Source organism: Vibrio sp. B1REV9, assembly GCF_905175395.2.
Classification (GTDB): domain Bacteria; phylum Pseudomonadota; class Gammaproteobacteria; order Enterobacterales; family Vibrionaceae; genus Vibrio; species Vibrio alfacsensis.
The window spans coordinates 1288679-1312453 of the sequence record NZ_HG992745.1 but is presented as its reverse complement, the minus strand read 5'-3'; the positions used below and the strand labels follow the sequence as shown (position 1 = coordinate 1312453).

The 23775-nt window shown below is 44.7% G+C and carries 22 protein-coding genes and 2 pseudogenes; 13 read left to right on the top strand and 11 right to left on the bottom strand.

The window, feature by feature from the left end; genetic code table 11:
* Positions 1-5: 5 nt before the first annotated feature.
* The 3 genes from pyrH to rpsB form a co-directional block, all read right to left on the bottom strand.
* Complete coding sequence (gene pyrH, locus KHN78_RS11570; protein WP_010449750.1) at positions 6-737, bottom strand: UMP kinase; 732 nt, start codon at positions 735-737, stop codon at positions 6-8.
* Between the two features lie 205 nt (positions 738-942).
* Complete coding sequence (tsf, locus tag KHN78_RS11565) at positions 943-1788, bottom strand: translation elongation factor Ts (RefSeq protein WP_128810377.1); 846 nt, start codon at positions 1786-1788, stop codon at positions 943-945.
* Between the two features lie 131 nt (positions 1789-1919).
* Positions 1920-2648 (bottom strand): 30S ribosomal protein S2, encoded by a 729-nt coding sequence (gene rpsB, locus KHN78_RS11560; protein WP_128810376.1) that lies wholly within the window; start codon positions 2646-2648, stop codon positions 1920-1922.
* 398 nt (positions 2649-3046) lie between these two features.
* On the opposite strand from rpsB, the gene map reads away from it, so the two are divergent.
* From map to KHN78_RS11545, 3 genes are all read left to right on the top strand, one after another.
* Complete coding sequence (map, locus tag KHN78_RS11555) at positions 3047-3925, top strand: type I methionyl aminopeptidase (protein ID WP_128810375.1); 879 nt, start codon at positions 3047-3049, stop codon at positions 3923-3925.
* A 100-nt stretch (positions 3926-4025) separates the two neighbouring features.
* Positions 4026-6650: a bifunctional uridylyltransferase/uridylyl-removing protein GlnD gene (glnD, locus tag KHN78_RS11550; protein ID WP_211916138.1), complete on the top strand. Its 2625-nt coding sequence runs from the start codon at positions 4026-4028 to the stop codon at positions 6648-6650.
* A gap of 159 nt (positions 6651-6809) precedes the next feature.
* Positions 6810-7193 (top strand): DUF3461 family protein, encoded by a 384-nt coding sequence (locus KHN78_RS11545; protein WP_211916137.1) that lies wholly within the window; start codon positions 6810-6812, stop codon positions 7191-7193.
* A gap of 94 nt (positions 7194-7287) precedes the next feature.
* Here KHN78_RS11545 and truC read toward each other — a convergent pair whose 3' ends face one another.
* Both truC and KHN78_RS11535 read right to left on the bottom strand, forming a co-directional pair.
* The gene (gene truC / locus KHN78_RS11540) at positions 7288-8055 is read right to left on the bottom strand and encodes a tRNA pseudouridine(65) synthase TruC (protein WP_211916136.1); all 768 of its coding nucleotides are present in this window, start codon (positions 8053-8055) and stop codon (positions 7288-7290) included.
* 5 nt (positions 8056-8060) lie between these two features.
* Positions 8061-8375: a YqcC family protein gene (locus KHN78_RS11535; RefSeq protein WP_211916135.1), complete on the bottom strand. Its 315-nt coding sequence runs from the start codon at positions 8373-8375 to the stop codon at positions 8061-8063.
* A gap of 76 nt (positions 8376-8451) precedes the next feature.
* Here KHN78_RS11535 and KHN78_RS11530 point away from each other — a divergent pair, with 76 nt between their 5' ends.
* Together KHN78_RS11530 and KHN78_RS11525 are read left to right on the top strand one after the other, a co-directional pair.
* Positions 8452-9489 carry a DUF3549 family protein gene (locus KHN78_RS11530; protein WP_211916134.1) on the top strand — a complete coding sequence of 346 codons (1038 nt, stop codon included), beginning with the start codon at positions 8452-8454 and terminating at the stop codon, positions 9487-9489.
* A 13-nt stretch (positions 9490-9502) separates the two neighbouring features.
* Positions 9503-9802 (top strand): DUF3301 domain-containing protein, encoded by a 300-nt coding sequence (locus KHN78_RS11525; protein ID WP_211916133.1) that lies wholly within the window; start codon positions 9503-9505, stop codon positions 9800-9802.
* Here the strand turns inward: KHN78_RS11525 and KHN78_RS11520 are convergent.
* Positions 9762-10246: pseudogene (locus tag KHN78_RS11520) on the bottom strand (GNAT family N-acetyltransferase). The gene KHN78_RS11525 and the pseudogene KHN78_RS11520 overlap by 41 nt on opposite strands.
* An 897-nt stretch (positions 10247-11143) precedes the next feature.
* On the opposite strand from KHN78_RS11520, the gene KHN78_RS11515 reads away from it, so the two are divergent.
* The gene (locus KHN78_RS11515; protein ID WP_211916132.1) at positions 11144-11437 is read left to right on the top strand and encodes a hypothetical protein; all 294 of its coding nucleotides are present in this window, start codon (positions 11144-11146) and stop codon (positions 11435-11437) included.
* Positions 11434-11877: a YaiI/YqxD family protein gene (locus KHN78_RS11510; protein ID WP_211916131.1), complete on the top strand. Its 444-nt coding sequence runs from the start codon at positions 11434-11436 to the stop codon at positions 11875-11877. The genes KHN78_RS11515 and KHN78_RS11510 overlap by 4 nt, the downstream gene beginning before the upstream one ends.
* Before the next feature lie 72 nt (positions 11878-11949).
* Here the strand turns inward: KHN78_RS11510 and KHN78_RS11505 are convergent, their stop codons facing one another.
* Complete coding sequence (locus KHN78_RS11505) at positions 11950-13536, bottom strand: AbgT family transporter (protein WP_211916130.1); 1587 nt, start codon at positions 13534-13536, stop codon at positions 11950-11952.
* 348 nt (positions 13537-13884) lie between these two features.
* Between KHN78_RS11505 and tsaA the strand changes: the two genes are divergently transcribed.
* From tsaA to KHN78_RS11480, 5 genes are all read left to right on the top strand, one after another.
* Positions 13885-14580: a tRNA (N6-threonylcarbamoyladenosine(37)-N6)-methyltransferase TrmO gene (tsaA, locus tag KHN78_RS11500; RefSeq protein ID WP_211916129.1), complete on the top strand. Its 696-nt coding sequence runs from the start codon at positions 13885-13887 to the stop codon at positions 14578-14580.
* A 110-nt stretch (positions 14581-14690) separates the two neighbouring features.
* Complete coding sequence (locus tag KHN78_RS11495) at positions 14691-16406, top strand: proline--tRNA ligase (protein WP_211916128.1); 1716 nt, start codon at positions 14691-14693, stop codon at positions 16404-16406.
* Between the two features lie 163 nt (positions 16407-16569).
* Positions 16570-17238, top strand: coding sequence for a tellurite resistance TerB family protein (locus KHN78_RS11490; protein WP_211916127.1), 669 nt, complete (start codon positions 16570-16572; stop codon positions 17236-17238).
* 111 nt (positions 17239-17349) lie between these two features.
* Positions 17350-17553 carry a YaeP family protein gene (locus tag KHN78_RS11485; protein WP_128810362.1) on the top strand — a complete coding sequence of 68 codons (204 nt, stop codon included), beginning with the start codon at positions 17350-17352 and terminating at the stop codon, positions 17551-17553.
* Positions 17554-17555: 2 nt separating this feature from the next.
* Positions 17556-17747: a DUF4250 domain-containing protein gene (locus tag KHN78_RS11480; protein ID WP_128810361.1), complete on the top strand. Its 192-nt coding sequence runs from the start codon at positions 17556-17558 to the stop codon at positions 17745-17747.
* Between the two features lie 127 nt (positions 17748-17874).
* On the opposite strand, the gene KHN78_RS11475 is transcribed toward KHN78_RS11480, so the two are convergent.
* From KHN78_RS11475 to KHN78_RS11465, 3 genes and pseudogenes are all read right to left on the bottom strand, one after another.
* Positions 17875-19239 (bottom strand): sodium-dependent transporter, encoded by a 1365-nt coding sequence (locus KHN78_RS11475; protein ID WP_211916126.1) that lies wholly within the window; start codon positions 19237-19239, stop codon positions 17875-17877.
* Positions 19240-19451: 212 nt separating this feature from the next.
* The gene (locus KHN78_RS11470) at positions 19452-20195 is read right to left on the bottom strand and encodes a YggN family protein (RefSeq protein WP_211916125.1); all 744 of its coding nucleotides are present in this window, start codon (positions 20193-20195) and stop codon (positions 19452-19454) included.
* A 59-nt stretch (positions 20196-20254) separates the two neighbouring features.
* Positions 20255-20733, bottom strand: a pseudogene (locus KHN78_RS11465) (GreA/GreB family elongation factor).
* Positions 20734-20809: 76 nt separating this feature from the next.
* Here KHN78_RS11465 and KHN78_RS11460 point away from each other — a divergent pair.
* Positions 20810-22735, top strand: a complete 1926-nt coding sequence (locus KHN78_RS11460; protein WP_211916124.1) for an ATP-dependent DNA helicase RecQ — start codon at positions 20810-20812, stop codon at positions 22733-22735.
* Here the strand turns inward: KHN78_RS11460 and dinB are convergent.
* Positions 22732-23760, bottom strand: coding sequence for a DNA polymerase IV (gene dinB / locus KHN78_RS11455; protein WP_411912346.1), 1029 nt, complete (start codon positions 23758-23760; stop codon positions 22732-22734). The genes KHN78_RS11460 and dinB overlap by 4 nt on opposite strands.
* Positions 23761-23775: the final 15 nt, after the last annotated feature.

Genomic DNA, 23775 nt, shown 5'->3' with positions numbered 1-23775 from the left:
GAGATTTACGCGTCAGCGCAGATCAAAGTGCCTTCAGCTTCACCCATTACCACGCGGCGTAGTGCGCCTGGCTTGTTCATGTTAAATACGCGGATTGGCATTTTGTGGTCACGAGCAAGAGTGAACGCAGCCAAGTCCATTACTTTCAATTCTTTATCCAGAATTTCAGCGTAAGATAGCTTATCATACAGCTCTGCGTCTGGGTTTGCTACAGGGTCAGCCGTAAATACACCATCAACTTTTGTTGCTTTTAGAACTACGTCAGCTTCAATTTCGATACCACGTAGGCACGCAGCAGAATCTGTTGTGAAGAATGGGTTACCAGTACCTGCTGAGAAAATCACAACACGGCCTTGGCGAAGTTCACGGATAGCGTCTGCCCAATTGTAATCGTCACACACACCTTTTAGAGGAATTGCCGACATTACGCGAGCGTTTACGTATGCACGGTGAAGTGCATCACGCATTGCTAGGCCATTCATTACCGTTGCAAGCATACCCATGTGGTCACCAACAACACGGTTCATGCCTGCTTCTGCAAGACCTGCACCACGGAATAGGTTACCACCACCGATTACAACACCAACTTGAACACCTAGTTCAACCAGCTCCTTAACTTCTTGAGCCATACGATCAAGAACCGCAGGATCAATACCGAAACCTTCTTCGCCTTGAAGAGCTTCACCACTCAGTTTTAATAGAATACGTTGATACGCTGGTTTAGGGTTCGTAGTCATGGAGTTTACCTTCCAAAAAGAGAGTTGTTGATTAACAGTCATAAATAGATACAAAGGTTCTTATAGCTATTGATCACGGCAAATCTAAATTGATCACAGTAAATCTAAGTTGAACAAGGCAAATATTAATGTGGCGCATCGCCCTTTGCTCATAAAAAGACCGCAGCCAAGGCCACGGTCTAATATTTGCACAATTCGCTAAGGATTAACCTTTTTGAGCTAGTGCAACTTCTTCAGCGAAGCTTAGGCCTTCTGCTTTCTCGATACCTTCACCAACTTCTAGGCGAACGAATGTAGCAACTGAAGCACCTTTTTCTTTTAGCATTTCGCCAACAGATTTTTTAGGTTCCATGATGAACGCTTGACCAGTCAGAGAAACTTCGCCAGTGAATTTCTTCATGCGGCCTTCAACCATTTTCTCTGCGATTTCTTTTGGCTTGCCTTCGTTCATAGCGATTTCAACTTGAACTTCACGCTCTTTAGCAACTACGTCTGCAGGTACGTCAGATGGGTTTACGTACTCTGGACGAGAAGCAGCTACGTGCATTGCAACGTGCTTAAGAGTTTCAGCGTCGCCTTCACCAGCAACAACTACACCGATTTTCTCACCGTGACGGTAAGAAGCGATTGCAGCACCTTCAACGTACTGTACGCGACGGATAGTGATGTTCTCACCGATCTTAGCTACTAGAGTTACGCGAGCTTCTTCGAATTGAGCTTGAAGCTCTTCAACAGAAGCTTTAGAAGCTAGAGCTGCAGCTGCAACTTCTTCTGCGAATGCAGTGAAGTTACCGTCTTTAGCAACGAAGTCAGTTTGGCAGTTAACTTCAAGAAGAACAGCAACGCCGTTTTCTTCTTTGATGATGATTGCGCCTTCAGCTGCAACGTTACCAGCTTTTTTAGCTGCTTTCGCTGCGCCTGATTTACGCATGTTTTCAATTGCTAGTTCGATGTCAGCGTTTGCTTCTACAAGCGCTTTCTTACATTCCATCATGCCAGCGCCAGTGCGCTCGCGAAGTTCTTTAACTAGAGCAGCAGTTACAGTTGCCATTCTCTATTCCTCGTTTGGTTCGAAATAAGGTAAAAAACAGGGGCCTACATTGTCGGCCCCCATTGCTAACTATAACTCAATCTATGCTACAACAAGGTTTCACATAGACTAAGTGTGACGCAGAGCCGCTATTATTCAGCTTCTACGAAACCGTCTTTTTCAGCAACTACTGCAACGTCTTTGTTGCGGCCTTCAGTTACTGCAGATGCAGCAGCGTTTAGGTATAGTTGTACAGCGCGGATTGCGTCGTCGTTACCTGGGATGATGTAGTCAACGCCATCTGGGTTAGAGTTAGTATCTACCACAGCGTAAACTGGAATACCTAGGTTGTTAGCTTCTTTAATTGCAATGTGCTCGTGATCAGCGTCGATTACGAATAGAGCGTCTGGTAGGCCGCCCATATCTTTGATACCACCAAGAGATTTCTCTAGCTTCTCCATTTCGCGAGTACGCATTAGAGCTTCTTTCTTAGTTAGTTTTTCGAAAGTACCGTCTTGTGCTTGTGCTTCGAATTCTTTTAGACGCTTGATAGATTGACGAACTGTTTTGTAGTTCGTTAGCATGCCGCCCAACCAACGGTTGTTAACGTAGTATTGGTTGCTTGCGATAGCAGCTTCTTTAACAGCTTCAGATGCAGCGCGTTTAGTACCTACGAATAGAACTTTACCTTTCTTCTCGCCAACTTTAGCTAGTTCAGCTAGAGCTTCGTTGAACATTGGTACAGTTTTTTCTAGGTTGATGATGTGAACGCGGTTACGAGCACCAAAGATGAATGGCTTCATTTTTGGGTTCCAGTAACGAGTTTGGTGACCGAAGTGAACACCAGCTTTCAGCATATCGCGCATTGATACAGTTGCCATTTTAAAATCCTCTATGGGGTTAGGCCTCCACATCCCCCATAATTCCGACCAAGCTTCTGCTCAGCACCCCGGAACATGTGACGGAATGTGTGTGATTTAAAGATAAAAAGTTATTCGGAAGAAAGCCACTTCGCCATTAATCTTAAGAAAAATGAAGAGAACAACCCTCGATTCCGGCGCGCTTTATACCATATTTTAGCCCAACATGGCTAGTAAAAATTGTTTGTTACATTCTCTCTTGTTCATCAAATACCCCGCGTTACTCATGAACAAATTCGATCTTCTAATACAAAGAAAGCGAGACGCATATTCTGAACTGACTTGGGTTCCGTATAATATGTCTGATAGAATGCGGTCATTCGCACGCTCACGTGCTTACGAATAAGTAGAGAAAGCCAATGTCAATCAAGATTAAAACTGCTGAAGAAATCGAACGCATGCGTATTGCGGGCAAGCTAGCCGCAGACGTTCTAGAAATGATCGAACCGTACATCAAAGCTGGTGTAACGACAGACGAGCTAAACCAAATCTGTCACGATTACGCTCTAGAGAGAGGCGCATACTCTGCACCGCTTGATTACCATGGATTCCCTAAATCAATCTGTACCTCTATCAACCACATCGTTTGTCACGGCATTCCTGCTGCAGAAGATGAAATGGGTGCAAATGGCCAAATGAAACCTGCGGTTTTGAAAGATGGCGACATCATCAACGTCGACATTACCGTTATCATTCCTGACGATGAAAATGCTGACCTCAGTGTTCGTCCACAAGGTTACCATGGTGACACATCAAAAATGTTCCTAGTGGGTGAAGTATCACCTGCGAACAAGCGCCTATGCATGGTTGCCCAAGAAGCGCTATACATCGGTATGCGTCAAGTGAAGCCGGGTGCGACAGTTGGTGACATCGGTACTGCTATCGAGAAATACATCAAAGACAACAACAAGAACAACCCTCGCAATAAGTTCTCAATTGTTAAAGATTTCTGTGGCCACGGTATTGGTAATGAGTTCCATGAAGAGCCTCAAGTGGTGCATTACAAGAACAAAGATCGCCGCGTATTGAAAGAAGGTATGTGCTTTACTATTGAACCAATGATCAATGCAGGTAAGTTCGGATGTACTGTTGACGTCCAAGACGACTGGACGGTTTACACTGGCGACGGCAAAAACTCAGCGCAATGGGAGCACACCATCGTAGTGACTAAAGAAGGTTGTGAAGTGTTCACTCTTCGTAGCGATGACACCATTCCTCGCTTAATGAAAAACATCTAATCAACTCTATCTATTACTATCCTCGCCAGTGCGGGGATATTTTTTATCAGCATCAAATTTGTTAGATTGCTAATAGGTTTAGCTTGCACGGATAGCAAATATGACACTTCAGTCCCCTCTCACGTTTACCGATGAGCAAATCAATGTCGGCGAACTTAAACAACAACTCGAACAATTCAGTTCATATCAAAAGCAAGAATTTCTTAATCATCACCCGGTGACTAACCTCGTGTTGTCGCGTGCTGAATATATGGATTTGCTCCTTAACCGTTTATGGCAACACTTTGGTTTCAATGATATTCACAACATTTCGTTGATTGCTGTCGGTGGATATGGACGTGGCGAGCTTCACCCTCTATCCGATATTGATATTCTGATCTTATCGAACCATCGCCTGCCAAATGCACTTGAAGCCAAAATCAGTGAATTCATCACCCTCTTGTGGGATTTGAGACTTGAAGTTGGGCATGCAGTACGCACTGTTGAACAATGCGCAGAAATCGGTCGCTCAGATCTCACGGTAGCCACTAACTTACAAGAAGCACGCCTGCTTTGCGGCAGTGAAAATACATTCCAAGCCCTAAAAAATGTGGTGCTATCAGATTCCTTTTGGCCTAGTGAAACCTTTTACCAAGGCAAAATTCAGGAACAACGTGAGCGCCACGCCCGCTACCATGACACCACCTATAACTTAGAGCCTGATATCAAATCGACACCTGGTGGGTTACGAGACATTCATACTTTAAGCTGGGTGGCTCGCCGCCATTTTGGTGCCACGACGCTACTTGAAATGAGCCGTTTTGGGTTCTTAACCGATGCCGAATACCGTGAACTAGTTGAATGCCAAGACTTTTTGTGGCGCGTTCGTTTTGCGCTTCATATTGAATTACGCCGCTACGACAACCGCTTAACCTTTGCTCATCAAGCCCAAGTTGCTGAGCACCTAGGCTACATTGGGGAGGGAAACCGCGGCGTAGAAATGATGATGAAAGAGTTCTACCGTACCCTCCGTCGTGTCTCAGAACTCAACAAAATGCTGCTCAAATTATTCGACCAAGCGATCATCAATGGTGGCGCAACACAAGATGCTGAAATCATTGATGAAGACTTTCAACGTCGAGGTTCGTTAATTGAAGCGCGTAAGCCAGCACTGTTCCAAGCGCGTCCAGAGACCATTCTGGATATGTTTATTCACATTGCAAACGACTCAAGCATTGAGGGAGTCAGCCCTCCTACTCTTCGCCAGCTTCGCACAGCACGTCGTCGTTTAAATAAGTTTCTGCATACCATTCCAGAAGCCCGCGAAAAATTCATGACTCTATGTCGACACCCAAACGCCCTTCACAAAGCGTTTAGCTTAATGCACCGTTTAGGCGTTCTTGCCGCGTATCTACCGCAGTGGAGTCAAATTGTTGGTCAAATGCAGTTTGATTTATTCCATGTCTATACGGTCGATGAGCACAGTGTTCGCTTACTTAAACACATCAACACATTCAGCTATGCAGAAAACCATAATAAACACCCTATCTGCTGCGAAATTTACCCTCGCATCCAGAAAAAAGAGCTGCTGATTCTTGCTGCTATTTTCCATGATATTGGTAAAGGCAGAGGCGGCGATCATTCTGTCATTGGCGAGGGTGAGGCCTACGATTTTTGTATTGAACACGGCTTATCGAAACCCGAAGCAAAACTGGTTAGCTGGTTGGTACGTCATCACTTAATTATGTCGGTAACGGCACAGCGTCGTGATATCTACGATCCAGATGTGATCACTGAATTCGCAAAACAAGTTCGGGATGAAGAACGCCTTGAATTCTTGGTCTGTTTAACGGTCGCCGACATTTGCGCGACTAACCCCGAACTTTGGAACAGTTGGAAACGTACATTGCTTGCTGAGTTATTCTATTCCACTCAAAGAGCCCTACGCCGAGGATTAGAAAACCCCGTCGATGTACGTGAACGCATCCGACATAACCAGCAGATGGCATCTGCTTTGCTTCGCAAAGAAGGGTTCTCTGCCCGTCAAATTGAAGTGTTATGGCAACGCTTCAAAGCCGATTATTTCTTGCGTCATACTCACAAGCAGATTGCATGGCATTGTGAAAATTTACTGCGCATGGAAGACCCATCTAAACCGCTCGTTCTGATCAGCAAAAAAGCCACTCGTGGCGGCACTGAAGTGTTCGTTTATACCAAAGACCAACCCGCACTATTTGCAACCGTCGTCGCGGAGCTCGATCGCCGAAACTTTAACGTTCATGATGCTCAAATTATGACCAGTAAAGATGGCCATGTGCTCGATACATTCATGGTTCTCGATCACCATGGCAATGTCATTGATGAATCTCGTCATAGTGCAGTCAGCAAACACATCACGCATGTCCTTGAAGATGGCCGTCCAACAAAGATCAAGACTCGTCGAACGCCACACAAACTTCAGCACTTTCACGTAAAAACTAAAGTCGATTTTTTACCCACCAAAGGCAAAAAACGCACGCTGATGGAGTTTGTCGCCCTAGACACACCAGGCTTACTCGCTAAAGTCGGACGTACTTTTGCAGATTTAGGTATTAACTTGCACGCTGCAAAGATCACCACTATTGGTGAACGCGCTGAAGACTTATTTATCCTCACAAGTGATGCAGGTGGACGCTTGAGCGAAGAACAGCAAGAAGAGCTACGCGAAATGTTGATTGAACGGTTAGCCGATTCAGTTTCTGCATAGCAAAGGGGCACTTTTCTTTTGCAAAATATCGGTGGGCAAGAACGAGAGCGATCTTGCCCACAAGTTAAGCAATTTGACTAAATATCAGCTATCTAGCTCAAATGTGGGCTGCTACAGTTACAAAGAAGACTTATTCTAGTGACTAGACAGAGGTAGCCTATGTATCCACACCTCACTGGTTTGGGCATTCACGACCCAAAACAGATTGAACGTTATTCCCTTCGACAAGAAGCTCATAAAGACGTTCTCAAAATATACTTCCACAAACAAAAGGGTGAATTCTTCGCTAAAAGCGTAAAATTTAAATACCCACGCCAAGTGAAGAATGTGTTGATTGACAGTGGCTGCCACAAGTACAAAGAGATTACGGAAATCAACCGAAACTTGACCTTAGTGATCGACGAGTTAAACAAAATCACCAAACCAGTAAAAACAGCAGAAGTGGATGTGAAAGAGAAAATTCTGTCCGATCTTCGTCATCTAGAAAAAGTGGTTTCGAGTAAGATCGCCGAGATCGAAGCCGATCTAGAAAAGCTTAAGTAAACCATTTCATTTCTCAAAGAGAAAAAAGGGAGTGATATGAATATCACCCCCTTTCTCGTTTTATCTCTCGTGTATACTGAGCGATCTACGTGCGTTATTTTAGCAGCGATTCATCCCATTCAAATCGAGTAAACAATTGTTGCCAAGTTTCATCAATACCCGCTTTCATTACGATCTCTTCATTCGTAAACGGATGCACAAAGCGCAACTCTGATGCATGCAACAACAGTCGATGAGAATCGAACTCCGTACGATACAACTTATTATGCTTACCATCACCATGAGTGGTATCCCCCACAATAGGATGGCGTAGGTGCGCCATATGTCGACGCAACTGGTGCTTTCGACCTGTCTTCGGCTTCATTTCCATCAAACAGTAACGCGTCGTTGGGAACTGACCTGTTGAGTAAGGTACTTCCACTTTCGCCAAAGGCTTGTAAGCCGTCACCGCGTCTTGAGCTTCTTTCTCTTGAGAAGCAAACTTGTCTGCAATTTTATCAAGCTCAACTTTAAGTGCGTAATCCAGCACCCCCTCTTCGGCTATCCAACCTCGAACGATCGCGTGATAAGTTTTCTCCATCTTATGTTCGGCAAACATTGGCATAACTTGCGATGCCACTTCACTCGAAAGCGCAAACACCAATACACCTGAAGTTGGACGATCTAAACGATGCAAAGGAAATACATGTTGCCCAATTTGGTCACGCAGTGTTTGCATGACAAAAAGCGTTTCATGCTTATCTAACCAGCTGCGATGCACCAACATACCGGCAGGCTTATTCACTGCGACAAAGTACTCATCCTGATATACGATCTCCAACTCCACTGGAGCAACAACGTGTGATGTTTCTTGTTCTGACATTAAGATTACTTACATAGTTCGTCGATGGTTCGGATGGTCACGAGCAGCTCAGCGTAATGTGGCTCTTGTTTCCATGCTTCTGCAAAGTAAGGTTCGATAGAAAAACCACTTGGCAAGGGCTGCGAGCTTTCCACTAACGCTCGCATCCTTGCTATAAAAATCCACTGTAACCATTCATGCGGGTGCAATGTATCAATTGCAAAAGGCTCAGAGCTTTGCAGGGCTTGTGCCGATGGCTTCGTTTGCTGCCAAAGTTCATGTTGCTGCAATTGCGCCTCAAGTTGTTGAAGTAAGTCGACCAATTGGGTGTTTGTTGCCATTAATTCTGTCTCGAACCTTGAATTAGCCGAGAATGATACCATTTCTTGTGAAAAGAACGTTAGGATGTCGTATTTAATGGAAAATATTCATACCCTCACCCAGTTACTCAGCAACAGCCACTGCGAATATCAGATCTTTGATCTCGGTCGTCGAATCAAAACCATCGACCCATCGCTTTTTGCCGATGTAGAAAGAGGTCAATGTCCTTACCCATTCCCAATGCAGCGCAAAGCGCACTTAGCGATCGCCTATTGGAATGAAAAAAAGCAGCCTTGGATTTGGTTTCTGAAGTTTGAATTGGATGAACGTGGTTTATTAAAGCAATCCGATATTGGTAACTTCATCAAATACGTCATTGAAGCCATGGGTACTCGCCTCAGCGCAGATATCTCGGAAGAACAACAGCAAAAGCTTTCAAACAATCCATACACTTTCAAACCTGCTGAAGAAAAAATGGCGGTATTCCACAGCCAAGTGCGCGCGAACTTAGGTTTACCCACCAGCCAATATTACGAGCATACTCAGCATTACTTCACTGGTGGCCTAGGCTGGGAGAACTGGCAAACCGTCGGTCTGCAGGGCATCACAGATATGGCAGCGCGTCTTGGCAAAGAGCAAAATGGTGTGACATTGCGAAAGGCTTTAAATCACTTACCAAATGAGCCACTCTACGCCTTACTTGGCGCGTTAGAACATGTGGATTTGCAAGACCGTTTGGCTGAACGTATCGCAGAAAAAGCGCAACGAGAAATGGATAGTAACGAACCTGACTTATTCTTGTTATCTGCATTGATGCGTGCACTGGCTGGTGCTCCAGTTGAGACATCTCTACCAATATTGAAAACCATCTTGGCAAGCCCACGTCTGAGCCACCAAGAAGTGCTTATTGGTATTGCTGGTCGTACTTGGCATCTATTGGCAAATGCAAATGTTGCTGAGCAATTTTTACTGCGTCTGGCTCAAACCGGTAACCAAGCCCTATTTAACCAATTGTTTGCTGATTTGGTTATGCTGCCAGAGCTGAGAATGGTATTGCTACCACTCTTGCATTCAAGTCCATCAGAAGAACTGGCGACTGCGCTCATCAAACTGCAGCAAGCCACAAAAGGATAGTCAAGGATTCGACATGATTGGAGACCTTCTCGCCATATTAGGGCTATGCTTTTTCTGCTTTCTGTTTTGGCAGCAGCGACGTCAATCCGAGTTGGCAAAAGCAGCCATCACGCGAAAATGCGAACAGTTGGATCTGCAGTTGGTTAGCATGGCTTTTGGTGCGCATAAACTGAAAACGCCAGAGGGAATCTGGCGTTGGCATACAATCTATCAGTTTGAGTTTTCATCGCTTGGTGATGATTGTTACCAAGGACAATTAACCATGGTTGGATTTAGGCCGCAGAACTTTCACCTACCGCCACATCGCTTGTAAATTCCATTTCAAAATAAGGGCCATACAGGTCCTTATTCTCCCGTTTTTTGTAAATCCTAGTTTTTCCAACACAACCATTGACGCGTCGTGGTGGCTATTCACATTTGCTTTGACTTTGTGCAGCCCTAACTCATGGCATGCTTTTGGAAAAAACGCCTTTAACGCTTCTGTCGCTAACCCTTTACCCCAATAAGCTTTATCAAAGATAAAACCTAACTCAGGTTCATGATCCAAGTTAGAAATAAATATATGTCCCATGTAATCACGACTTGTGCTCTCAAGCACAGCCATGCTGTAGACATTTTCATCATCCAAAATCTTCTCAAACAACTGTTTGGCAGAAGACACGGTATGAGGTCCGTTCAATTCCGCGCGATTTTTAGCGCAGCAATTCAACATCACGAACTCAAGTTGCAACGACTCATTGTAGGGTAGAAGAAGCATTCTTCTGGTTACTATGGTCACATCTATTCCTTGATTACAGCAAACTTCATTTATCTGCAGTAGATAAGCAATACGCTTTAACTGCAGCACATAACGCCTTTGAGAAGCCGAAAGTTAAACCAACTGGTTGGAAAGAAACTTGATCTGGATTGTTTTTTATTCAGTGTTATGAGGATTTTATAAATAATGTGACATGACGACTTTCAATTGGTTAGATTTATAAAAGCGTCAATAATAAGAAAGGCCCCAACACAAACGTATCGGGGCCATAGTCTTACTCGCAGCAGTCCGGCTACTAATTAGTGCTCCATGCATCATCCATAATAGTGGCTGAATCCGTCAGCTTGGTCCTTACGTCGCCGTCCTAGCGGTGTCCTTATCATCCTGATAGCTAACAATCCTCGTTAGCGCGCATCACTTGTTCCTTGAGCGGTGTCCATTGCATCTTCCTGATGCTGTCCTTGCCTCAATCCTATGAGGGGTCCATTGTCTATCCTTAGTCATCAACATCCTATTGATGATTGTATCCTTACAATGTCCTACGCTCCTTGCTTGATCACTCATCCTGAATAACCAAATCGTCTTCCTAACGATAACCAAATCCTTGGTGCTTTCCTGTTCCATGTCTGCTTCCTGCCGACAAGGTTTAATTTACGCTTTTCCCTTTAAATCTCAATCTACCTTAGAAAATCTTTTGCCGAAAAGTTTAGTTAAAAAGATGTTAAATTATTATATTTCATACACTTAACTTCATTACTTTCTATTTAGTTGATGACGAAATCGTTTTCTCTCACAACCTATGTAAGAGATCTCGCACAAGGCGCTACCGAAATTGCCATTCGCCAAAATAAGTCGTGCGAAGTATGATGATAAAAGTCATTTTAGTAGGGACAAATTATGTTAACTCAAGACATCACTAAAGAGCTGGAAGCCGTGATGGAACAGCTACAGCAGCAAGGTAAAGAGCCAACGGTAGCACTGGTTAAAGCTCGAATGAAAACGCCAGTACCAATGCCTGCGCTGATTGCGACAATCAAGAGCTGGAAGAACGCAAATGGCGTTCCTAAAATCGAAGTGGCACTGCAAACACCAAAAGAAGATGACCGTATTGCTGTTCTAGAAAATACCGTCGCAAAACTACTCGATCGTATTGAACGATTAGAAGCACAACTGAGTGAGAAAACATCATGAAATTATGGGTAGATGCGGATGCGTGTCCGAAAGTCATCCGCGAAACTATCGTTCGTGCTGCTGAGCGAACCGGTGTTGATTGCACTTTTGTAGCTAACCACCTTGTGCCTGTACCTAAGCGGGCGAACATTCACACTCTTCAAGTACCTGCAGGCTTTGACATCGCCGATAATGAAATTGTGCGTCGCGTTGAAGCCAACGATTTGGTCATTACTTCTGATATCCCCCTCGCGGATGAAGTGATCAGCAAAGGCGCGCTCGCACTAAGTTCTCGAGGCGAGCTATACACAAAAGATACCATCAAAGCACGTTTAAACATTCGTGACTTTATGGATACCATGCGTTCTAGTGGCATCCAAACGGGTGGTCCGGCGGCTTTATCTCAAACAGAGCGCCGTGAATTTGCCAATCACCTCGACCGAATTCTTGCAAAACGCTAGCGCCCAAGCGCTCCAAACAACAAAAAGCCTGCAATGAATGCAGGCTTTGTTTTAGCAGAGTGAGATTGCTCATTAAGGCGTGTAGTACGTTGCCGCACCAGGGCCAACAGGCAGACCGAATACGAATACCCATAGGTAGAACAGCACACTCCAACCAACAATGAAGACAATAGAGTAAGGTAACATGGTCGCGATTAACGTACCGATACCTAGGTTCTTCATATAGCGAGTCGCCACAGCAAGGATAAGGCCGAAGTAACTCATCATTGGTGTGATGATGTTCGTCGTTGAGTCACCGATACGGTAAGCAGCTTGAATCGTTTCAGGCGCATAACCCACCAACATTAGCATAGGAACGAAGATTGGTGCTGTCACAGCCCACTGCGCAGATGCCGAACCAATCATCAAGTTGATGAACCCACACATTAAGATGAAAGCAAAGAACAGCATTGGGCCAGTTAGACCAATTTCTTGTAGGAAGCTTGCACCCGCTACCGCGAATACTTGACCAAAGTTTGTCCACTTGAAGAAAGCAACAAATTGAGCCGCGAAGAATACCAAAACAATGTACATGCCCATTGAAGACATTGACTTCGACATGGCATCAATCACGTCGCGATCATTTTTCATCGTGCCAACAACGCGACCGTAAACAAAGCCCGGTACTGCGAAGAAAACAAAGATGAACGCAACAATACTCTTCAGGAATGGAGAGCCTGCAACTGTGCCTGCATCAGATCGTAGAACACCATCAGCAGGAACAATCGTCCATGCTAGTAGTGCAGAAACAGCCAATACTGCAATAGCCGCCAGTTTTAGACCTTTCTTCTCTACGTCAGTCAGGCCACCCATCTTATCTTGAGACAAATCTTCAGCCGCCTCTTCATCATTGTATTTGCCAAGTTTTGGCTCAACGATCTTCTCAGTAACAAATGCACCGGTAATCGCGATGAAGAAAGTAGAAACAAACATGAAGTACCAGTTTACTTCTGGGCCTACTGTGTAAGTTGGATCAATCATCTGTGCTGCGGTTTCAGTAATACCTGAAAGCAGTGGGTCAACCGTACCAATCAGTAGGTTTGCGGAGTAACCACCAGATACACCAGCAAACGCGGCAGCTAGACCAGCAAGTGGGTGACGACCTAGAGAATGGAACAGCATTGCCGCGAGTGGAATCAACACCACATAGCCAAGCTCAGAAGCCGTGTTTGAAATGATACCAGCGAAAACTACCGTTACCGTAACCATGCGCTGAGAAGCGCCCATTACTAGGCCACGCATTGCAGCAGAAAGTAGTCCAGAATGTTCTGCAATGGCAACACCAAGCATCGCAACCAGTACGGTACCTAATGGTGCGAAGCCTACAAAATTCTTAACTAGATTTGTAACGATCAATTGTAAGCCGTCGGCGTTCAACAGACTGACCACTTGGATCATACCGTCTGCCGCCCGACCAGGAGCACCTTCTGGGCGAGGATCAACAACAGAAACCTCAAAATAACCCGCGATTCCCGACATAACTAAGATCGCAAGGCAGAAAATGGCAAAAAGCGTGATTGGGTGGGGTAAAAGGTTCCCCAAATATTCGACAGTATCTAGAAAACGCGTAAATAGCGGCTTCTTTGGTGAATTTTGTTTCATTGAAGCAGATGAACTCATCTGTTCCCTCCTTGTATTTATTCCTGCGCAATTGTGACAAAAATGTCACAAAGCTTGCGCAGGGTACTCGACACAAGGGTTAAGTTAAAGTTCAAAAGGTTACAAAATGTAAGCGCACGTCGAATTTATAGCCAGTTTTTGACATAAATACAGTTATATCACCTAGATAACAAATATAAACCGGAATTATAAATTACTAACATTAATAAGTTGACGCGATGGTACAGCCCATTCAACTATCAACTATCAGCAAACAACAAAGGCCTCCGTACATTCTTCGCCCTTAACCAGTAATCCAAGTAAAATTTGTGATACTTTCTCCCTAAACCTCAGTGAAAGACACAAATCATGTATTCCATCGAACCTATTGGCGTTATTGAAAGCCCTTATAAAGAGAAGTTTGCTGTTCCTCGTCAACCACGCTTGGTCCCTGCGGCGAAATCGCGCGTGAGACTCACCGGAAATGCGAATAGCCCAGAAGCCGTGCGTGGCCTAGAGTTATTTTCTCACGTGTGGTTGCTATTTTTGTTTGACCAAAACTTGGAAGCTGGTTGGAAACCAACCGTTCGACCTCCTCGTTTAGGAGGAAATGAACGCATTGGTGTATTTGCGTCACGTTCTACATTTAGACCTAACGGTATTGGAATGTCAGCAGTCGAAGTGCAAGGCATATCCAAAAAGGGCGACCAGATATATTTAGATCTTGGTAGCGTAGACTTAGTTGATGGTACGCCGATCATCGACATTAAACCCTACATTCCCTATTCAGATTCCATTCCTACAGCACAAGGTGGCTATGCGGATAATGAACCTGAAACTTGCTCCGTGAGCTTTTCATCTCCTGCATTAGCCGTACTAAACAAGCATAGCGATACCGAGTATGTAAAAACGGTGATTGAACAAGTTCTCGCCCAAGATCCTCGTCCTGCGTATAAGAAAAACAAACCAGACAGTAAAGAATATGCGGTAAATTTGTTCAATCTAAACGTGAAGTTTACCGTCAACGAAAACTTAATATCAGTTACTGCGATCGAAAGCTTTTGACAAAGCCATTTGGCTGATATTATAAGCGGCTAACAATTTTCCCTATTGGGATCCTCATGCTCTTGTTCATAGCGACTTGAGTATTTAACTTTAATAAACGGATAAATTTAATGCGTACCAGTAATTATCTTCTTTCTACTCTGAAGGAGACTCCAAACGACGCAGAAGTAGTGAGCCACCAGCTCATGCTACGTGCGGGTATGATCCGTAAGCTGGCTTCAGGTCTATACACCTGGCTGCCTACTGGTCTACGTGTACTGCGTAAAGTCGAAAACATCGTTCGTCAAGAAATCGACAATGCAGGTGCAATCGAAACTTTGATGCCCGTTGTTCAGCCGTTTGAACTATGGGAAGAAACAGGCCGCTCTGAGAAGATGGGTCCTGAACTGCTTCGCTTTACTGACCGCCACGTTCGTCCGTTTGTACTTAGCCCAACAGCAGAAGAAGTGATCACTGCATTGGTTCGTAACGAAGTAAGCTCTTACAAGCAGCTTCCAATTAACCTTTACCAGATCCAAACGAAATTCCGTGATGAACGCCGCCCTCGTTTTGGCGTGATGCGCGCGCGCGAATTCTGCATGATGGATGCATACAGCTTTGATATCGACAAAGCTGGCCTAGAGAAATCTTACCAAGCGATGCACGATGCTTACTGCAAAGCATTTGACCGTATGGGCCTTGAGTACCGTCCAGTACTGGCTGACTCTGGTGCTATCGGTGGTAACGGCTCTCAAGAGTTCCACGTTCTAGCTGAAAGCGGCGAAGACTTAATCGCATTCTCGACAGAATCTGATTACGCGGCAAACATTGAAAAAGCAGAAGCGGTTGCACCTGCAACTGAACGTGCACAGCCAACTCAAGAGATGGCACTTGTTGACACGCCAAACGCAAAAACAATCGCGGAATTGGTTGAACAACATGGCCTAGCAATCGAGAAAACGGTTAAAACTCTGTTCGTTAAAGCTTCAGATGAAATCGAAGCACCGATTGTTGCATTGATCATCCGTGGCGACCACGAGCTGAATGAAATCAAAGCAGAGAACCTAGCTGAAGTTGCTTCTCCTCTAGAGATGGCAACGGAAGAAGAAATGCGCGAGCTAATCGGTGCGGGCGCAGGTTCACTAGGTCCTGTTGGTCTTGAGCTACCATTCATCGTTGACCGCTCTGTTGCAGTAATGAGCGATTTTGGTGCTGGCGCGAACATTGATGGCAAACACTACTTCGGTATCAACTGGGGTCGCGATGTAGAACTTGGTCAAGTTGCTGACCTGCGTAATGTCGTAGAAGGTGACCCAAGTCCATGTGGTCAAGGTACTATCATGCTGAAGCGTGGTATCGAGGTTGGTCACATCTTCCAACTAGGTAATGTTTACTCTGAAGCGATGAACTGTGGTGTTCTAGATTCTAACGGTAAGAACGTGATCCTAGAGATGGGTTGTTACGGTATCGGTGTATCGCGTGTTGTTGCTTCTGCGATTGAACAGAACCACGACAAGTACGGCATCATCTGGCCAGACGCACTAGCACCTTTCCAAGTTGCTATCGTTCCAATGAACATGCACAAATCTGAGCGCGTTCAAGAAGCAGCAGAGAAGCTATACGCTGAGCTGACAGCTATGGGTATCGAAGTGCTATTCGATGACCGTAAAGAACGCCCAGGTGTTATGTTCTCTGATATGGAACTGATCGGTATCCCTCACACTATCGTGATTGGTGATCGCAGCATGGACGAAGGTAACTTCGAATACAAGAACCGTCGTAGCGGTGAGAAAACAGCGGTAGCGATGGCTGATATCGTTGAGCACGTTAAAGCTCAACTAAAATAATTCACGTTATTCTCTGATATTCAACGTTATTTAATAACACTCAAAAGGGTTGGCTTCGGTCAGCCCTTTTTTATTGCGGCAAAGGCAGAATTGATTGGCTCTGTTAATCTTTTATTCAGATTCATCACCTTACACTGGATTCAATCTAGTAAGGAGTTCAGCTATGGATCTAAAAAATCTTCTTAATCAAGCACTCAAATCAGACTTGCTCAAGCAAGGTGCCGATGCGCTCAGCAAGCAGACCAACAATATCAAATCGTCCTCAAGTTCTAGCCAACTGAAAACCCTTGGGGCAGGTGCGATTGGCGGTGGTCTTATCGGTATGCTGATGGGCTCAAAAAAGAGTAAAAAAATGGCGAAGAAAATGGGCACTGGCGCGCTTAAAGTCGGCGGTGCAGCGGCCCTTGGCGCACTGGCTTACAAAATCTACAACGATTGGCAAGCCAAACAAGATACACAAGGCGTCAGCGAAGCCTTTGACCCAGAGGATAATAAACACGCCAAACTGATTCTCAAAGCCATGATTGGTGCAGCAAAAGCCGATGGCCATGTTGACCAAGAAGAAATGGCTCGCATCGAACAAGCACTGACGGAAATGGGCGCAGACGATCACGTAAGACAGCTCGTTCATCAAGAACTACACAAACCTCTCGATCCTGCGGAAATTGCGCGTTTAGCAACGTCTCCACAACAGGCATCAGAGATTTATCTTGCCTCTCTGATTGTGGCTGATGAACAAAACTTCATGGAAAAGGCTTATTTACAAGAGCTTGCGAAACAGTTGAATCTGTCCCCCGAAGTGACTTATCAACTAGAAGCGCAATTAAAATGATGTAATTTTACTCAAATTGCCTGTGAATTTGAGCTAAAACAACGCTCTGCTTTGAGTTTCAAAACGGCTATGTGTATATTGAGATAAGTTATCATTTAGTGGAAAGAAAACATGCAAGTATACGGCTGTTGTGATTTGGTTCGTGAGCTTTACGCTCAAATCGGTAGTGGCGATCAAGGCTACATTCCTCAAGCAATTTCATGTGCAGTGAAAGCACTGAACGATGTGGCAGCGGATGAATCACTACCGAAAGATGTTCGTGAAAAAGCTGCATTTGCGGCGGCCAACCTGCTCATTTCAGATTTTGAGGACTAGCGATGAACTTAGCAAACTTTGAATCGATGGATCCGATCATGCTGATGAGCATCGTCAACATGAAACTTCGTGATGATTTTGGTGGCGATCTAGATAAGTTGGCTACGTTCTATGAAATCGATCGCGCAGCACTTGAAGCAAAATTGGCATCTGCGGGTTTTGATTTTTTACCCGATGCTGGTCAGTTCCGTTAATCTTAACGAACCGTCGAAATAGCAAATAAAATAAGGGCTTGATGAGTTATCATCAAGCCCTTTTCTTTTGTGATCTCCCCTCCTCAAAACTGTTTACACATTGAGGACAGGTTATGACTAGCGTTAATTAGCCGAATGAAGCCCAGATCACGGTAGCCACAAGCACCGGACACACGAACTTCACGTAGGCCGGCCACAATTTACCAAACCAGCCTTGTGTGAACTCAGGACAGCCTTGCTCAAGCTCTTTAATTTTTGAGTGACGGTTCCATACCCAACCACCAAATAGACAGAACAACAGTGCCGCCATTGGTTGTAGATATTGCGTTGCGATAGTAGCAACCATGCCAAACAGTGTGCCGAAGTTAAACACGATAACCACACTGAACAGTGCAATCAATCCACCTAACACCCAGCTTGTTGTACTGCGTTTGGTATTAAAGCGCTCGCCCACCAGTGCAACTGGGCATTCAAGCATCGAAATTGACGATGTGAGTGCCGCAATCGTCAGTAGCAAGAAAAATACGATTGAGAACAGTTGACCAAGTAAGCCTAAGCTATCAAACATCAATGGTAAAACCGTAAATACCAAAGTATCTGAACTGAGTAATGACCCATCTTCCGCGTAAATTTGTACGCCCTTTTGCATCGCGACAAACATTGCTGGCATGACAACCAAACCGGCAATAAAAGCAACCGCTGTATCCACCATCGTCACGTTCATGGCCATCTTAGGTAGGTTCTCTTTCTTACTTAAGTAAGAGCCGTAGATCAGCATTGAACAACCACCAATAGTCAGCGAGAAGAAACCTTGCCCCATGGCTGCAAGGATAAGTTTGCGATCCCATACTTTTTCAAAGTCTGGTACTAAGTAATGTTTCAACCCCTCCATCGCACCGTTTTGCGTCATGATGTAGACGAACAGCAAACCGAAGAGAATAAACAGCGCTGGCATCAAACGTGTTGACCACTTCTCAATACCTTGTTTCACGCCGCCTTGCACAATCAAAATAGTGAGAACATAAAAGATGATCGTCCCAAAAAGGTTGCGTTCCACACTGAAGCCTTTCAACCACTGGGTTGCTGCTTCCATTCCCATGATGTCGGTAACGGCACCTAGCATAAAGCAGATCAACCAGCCACCAACAATCGAATAAAACGCCAGCACTGCGCTTGGTACACTCAGGCCAATCCAACCAACAATACCACCAAGCTTTTTACCAGCAGGGCTGTCAGTAAGAGAGCGCATACTATCAACCGGGTTTGCTTGGCCATGACGACCAATCGCCATTTCAACCACAAGCATTGGAAAAGCAACAATAAGAATCATCACTAAATAAACAAGTAAGAAAGCGCCACCGCCATTACTCGCAGCTTGGGTTGGAAACCCCCAAATATTTCCTAGACCAACGGCAGCTCCTGCAGCGGCTAAGATAAATCCAAGACGCGAGCCAAAATGCTCACGAGGTTGAGAAGAGGTTTGTTGTGTCATACTACTCACACACATATCAATGAACTAGTGAGCTAGTACATTATAGCAATATCCCCCATTCGACAAGAAAATTTAGGTTAATTACTCGACAATCAGCACGTTTGTCCTCAACAATATTTGTAAACTGCTATAAACCCCTCAAACTAAAACAAAAAAACCGCTGAGCATACTCAGCGGTTTATTTATACGTGGTCTGGAAACGATCAAAACCATCAGATAGTAAAGACTTGATAATCTTTCAATTCTGGAATCTTCTTGAGCAAATCTTGCTCTTGATCCGCCATTTCATCCAACGAATCACATAGACCCTCGGCTTGCTGCTCTACTTCTTTAGAGTGTTCAGCCAAACGTTGAGCTACTTTCGCTTGCAACTCTTTCATGCTTTCAGAGAGCGCCGTTAAATTCAAACCACCCTCTTCTTTCATCTTGGCAGACAATGCATCAAAAGCGCTCGTTAAGAATTCTTTGTTGAAAATCTCTTGTGCTTTTTCAAAATCAGCTGTCCATGATTCTGTCATCGAGTCAAAACTGTCTGCTGGTAGAATAAAATCACCATCTTTGTAATAACGAGACTCTACATCCGCAAAGAACGCTTTGGCGGCGGCCTTCACATTATCAAAAGCATCTGGGGCATCTAAACTAACCGCAATATCGTCAATAATATCGTTCGCTAAAGCCAGACCATCACTGGCCAATTGCTTAGCTTGTGGGATATAGGCATTCATTTTCTCACGATAGTCTTCGATAGCGGCTTTCTGATCGGCATCAAGCTCTATCAATTCACCTTTGATGAATAAGTTATTCTCTTCATCAACCACCGCTTTTTCACCATTAGCATGGACAATTTCGAGGTTTTGACCATCCATACGTACTTCATTATTTATATCAATACGACACTGGGCAGCGTAGCTACTTGCACTAACCATCAACAATGAGAATGTGAGCAGTTTGTTCATTACGTTCTCTTCTATCACAATATTCTTTATAACTATAACAACCAACAATAAATACGATGTCAGAAAATCGTCACAACTTCATAACAGGTTATTTTATCACCAATGGCCACAGTGATTTCTTCGCCCACTTCTTTACGCATTAAAGCACGCCCAAGAGGCGATTGAGCAGTAAGAACAAAGACTTCTTTATCTTGCCACTGACCGTTAACCCGCCAGAACATGGGCCAACGAAAAAGGCCTTTTCATTATCATGCTCATCAATCAGCTCGACATAAGCACCCACAGCAATCGCAGAATCAGAAAAATCACGAATGACTAACGAACGGTACTGACGAAGCTCTTCTTCACTCTCTTGAACACGCATCGCTTGCCCATGCGCAAGATAAGACGCTTCAAGCGCTAACGTATCGTATTTATGCTCAGGTACAGTCTCTTCATCTGTGGCAGCATCAATAGCTCGTTGGGTCGAGGCATAAGCAATTTGAAGTTTGTCTTCTAAGTGTTTAATGATTATTTGGACTAACTCAGGTTTGTTCATACTTTTAGGACGCGCGTTTCGCACTCATGGTGTGTTAATGTAACCTAGTTTACCATCAAAGAAAGGTTTCCTTATTATGCAAAGTGGCTCGCTTATGCAAACACTTCAATCCGTGTTTGGTTTTGATGCCTTACGACCAGGTCAGCAACCTGTTATTGACGCCGTAATGAACGGACACTCTGCTGCTGCTATCTTCCCAACAGGTTCCGGGAAGTCACTTTGCTACCAACTCCCGGCGATACAGTTACCGCATCTCACTTTAGTCATTTCCCCTCTATTGGCATTGATGAAAGACCAACTCAGCTTTTTACAAAGTAAAGGGATTGCAGCCGCCTCTATCGACAGCAGTCAAAGCAGAGAAGAAGCACAGCAAGTCATGGCTGGAGTTAAGAGTGGTCATATAAAAGTGTTGATGATTTCTGTAGAGCGACTCAAGAACGAACGCTTTCGTGAATTCATTCGTCAAATTCCTATTTCTTTGATGGTGGTGGATGAAGCACACTGTATCTCAGAGTGGGGGCATAATTTCCGTCCCGATTATCTAAAATTGCCTCAGTACCAACGTGAGCTCAACATCTCTCAATCACTCCTGCTAACCGCCACCGCAACACCAGCGGTGATTGAAGATATGCAGAAGAAGTTTAGCATCGACAACGAGCATATCACCGTCACCGGTTTCTATCGCCCTAACCTCGATATTTCTGTGGTGCCTTGCGATGAAGAAAACAAACAAACTCAACTGAATGACATTATTGCTGCGGAGCCTAAACTGCCGAGTATCGTGTACGTAACTCAACAGCAAACCGCAGAGCAAGTTGCCAACTCACTGATTCGTTTGGGCATCAATGCTCACGCTTACCACGCAGGTATGAAGAGCGACATTCGTGAGAAAATCCAACAGCAGTTTATGGACTCGCAAATCGACTGCATTGTTGCAACCATCGCGTTTGGTATGGGGGTCGATAAATCCGACATTCGCCGCGTGATTCATTTTGATTTGCCAAAATCCATCGAAAACTACGCGCAAGAAATCGGACGCGCAGGGCGTGATGGTCAACGATCTGAATGCATCTTGTTAGGAAATACGTCGGGCTTGACCGTACTTGAGAATTTTGTGTACGGCGATACCCCAGAGCCAAGTGCCATCCAATATGTCTTAGAGCAAATTCGAGAAAATACGCCTCAATGGGAAATGATCGCACTGCGCCTTTCTCGTGACAGCAATATTCGCCAATTACCACTTAAGACCTTGCTCGTTTATCTTGAATTAGCGGACGTTATTAAAGCGAAGTACAGTTACTTTGCTGAATACCGATTTAAGTTTTTGCAAGATCAACAGTTTATCCTCAACCAGTTCCAAGGTGAGCGTCGTCAGTTTGTCGAGGCCATTTTCACGTGTTCGACCAAAGCAAAAATCTGGTGCCAGGTAGATTTAGAAGCCCTATGGATGCACTATCAATCTGAACGCAGCCGAGTGGTTGCTGCTTTAGACTATTTCCATCAAAACGGCTGGATTGAATTAGAAAGTAAACAACTCACGGATGTTTATTCCGTATTACCTGCAACTCAGAGCCAAGACGCACTCACCGAACAATTAGTTGAGCTATTTCAATCAAAAGAACGTAAAGATATCGAACGTATTCACACTATGCTAAATCTGTTCCAATCGTCTGATTGCCTAAGCCATCAGTTGGCTCACTACTTTGCCGACCATGATGCGCCTACACGATGTGGTCATTGCTCGGTATGTCGTGGAGAAGTGGCGACATTCCCTCAAACGCAACATGAGCAACCAGAAACGCTCCATCTGAAAGCATGGGTAAATGAGTTTGTTCAACTCTCACCTAGCACCATCAGCAATGAAACCGTGGCACGCTTTCTATGTGGGATCAGCACGCCTATCATTGCTCGACTTAAAGCAAGCAAGCTTCAAGGTTATGGCGCTATGGCAAATACCTCTTTATCTCAAGTGTTGCAACAAGTTGAAGTGGCTCGAGCCTAGAAGAAGCTCAATTGACGAGCTTGTTCTTCGGGCTTGAGCATGACACTCAAGCCCAACAAGCGGATCTCCCGGCCATTTTGACGTTTTAGAATATCCCTTAACAAAGCCTTAAAGTCGTCCAATTCCAGTTGTGGATGCATATGCTCAATGGTTGTCAGTTGGAAATCTGCGAACTTTACCTTGATCCCCTGCTTGATGATTGATTTATCTGGGCTGGCTCTTTCCAAGCGCTTCTCTAGTTCAGGATAAAGCTTTTCTTCTATCACTTGCCAACATTGATCATAGGTCGAAATGTTTTCGCTAAACGTACGCTCTACTCCAACCGATTTGCGCTCTCGCTCGACAACCACTTCTCGATCATCAATGCCATGGCTGCGCTTCCATAGTGATGCACCTTGCCGCCCAAACTGACGTAATAACTCACGATAGTCACTGTTTTTGATGTCTTCACATAAATAGAAGCCCGCTTGGTGCAGTTTCTCCAAGCTCACTTTGCCAACCCCTGGAATCTTCTCCAGAGGTAGCTTATCAACGACTTCCTGAACTTGACTTGGCGTAATCACAAACTGACCATTCGGCTTATTCATATCAGACGCGACTTTAGCTAAAAACTTTATTGGTGCAATCCCTGCTGAGGCAGTTAAGCCCAACTCCGTGTATATCTCTTTACGAATGGACTCTGCTATCAGTGTGGCAGACCCTCGACAAGCGGTGGAGTCTGTAACATCAAGGTATGCTTCATCTAGAGAAAGAGGTTCGATGATTTGTGTGTAACGTTCGAAAATGGCGCGGATTTGTTGTGAGACTTGTTTATAAACATGCATTCGTCCCGGAACAACGAGCAAATTCGGGCAAAGTTGGACTGCACGCGCTGTTGGCATCGCACTTCGAATGCCAAACTTGCGCGCTTCATAGTTACAGGTACTGATCACGCCACGTTGCTTTTCATGACCACCCACAGCAAGTGGTACTCCCCGATAGCTCGGGTTGTCGCGCATTTCCACCGCGGCATAAAAACAATCCATATCAACGTGAATGAT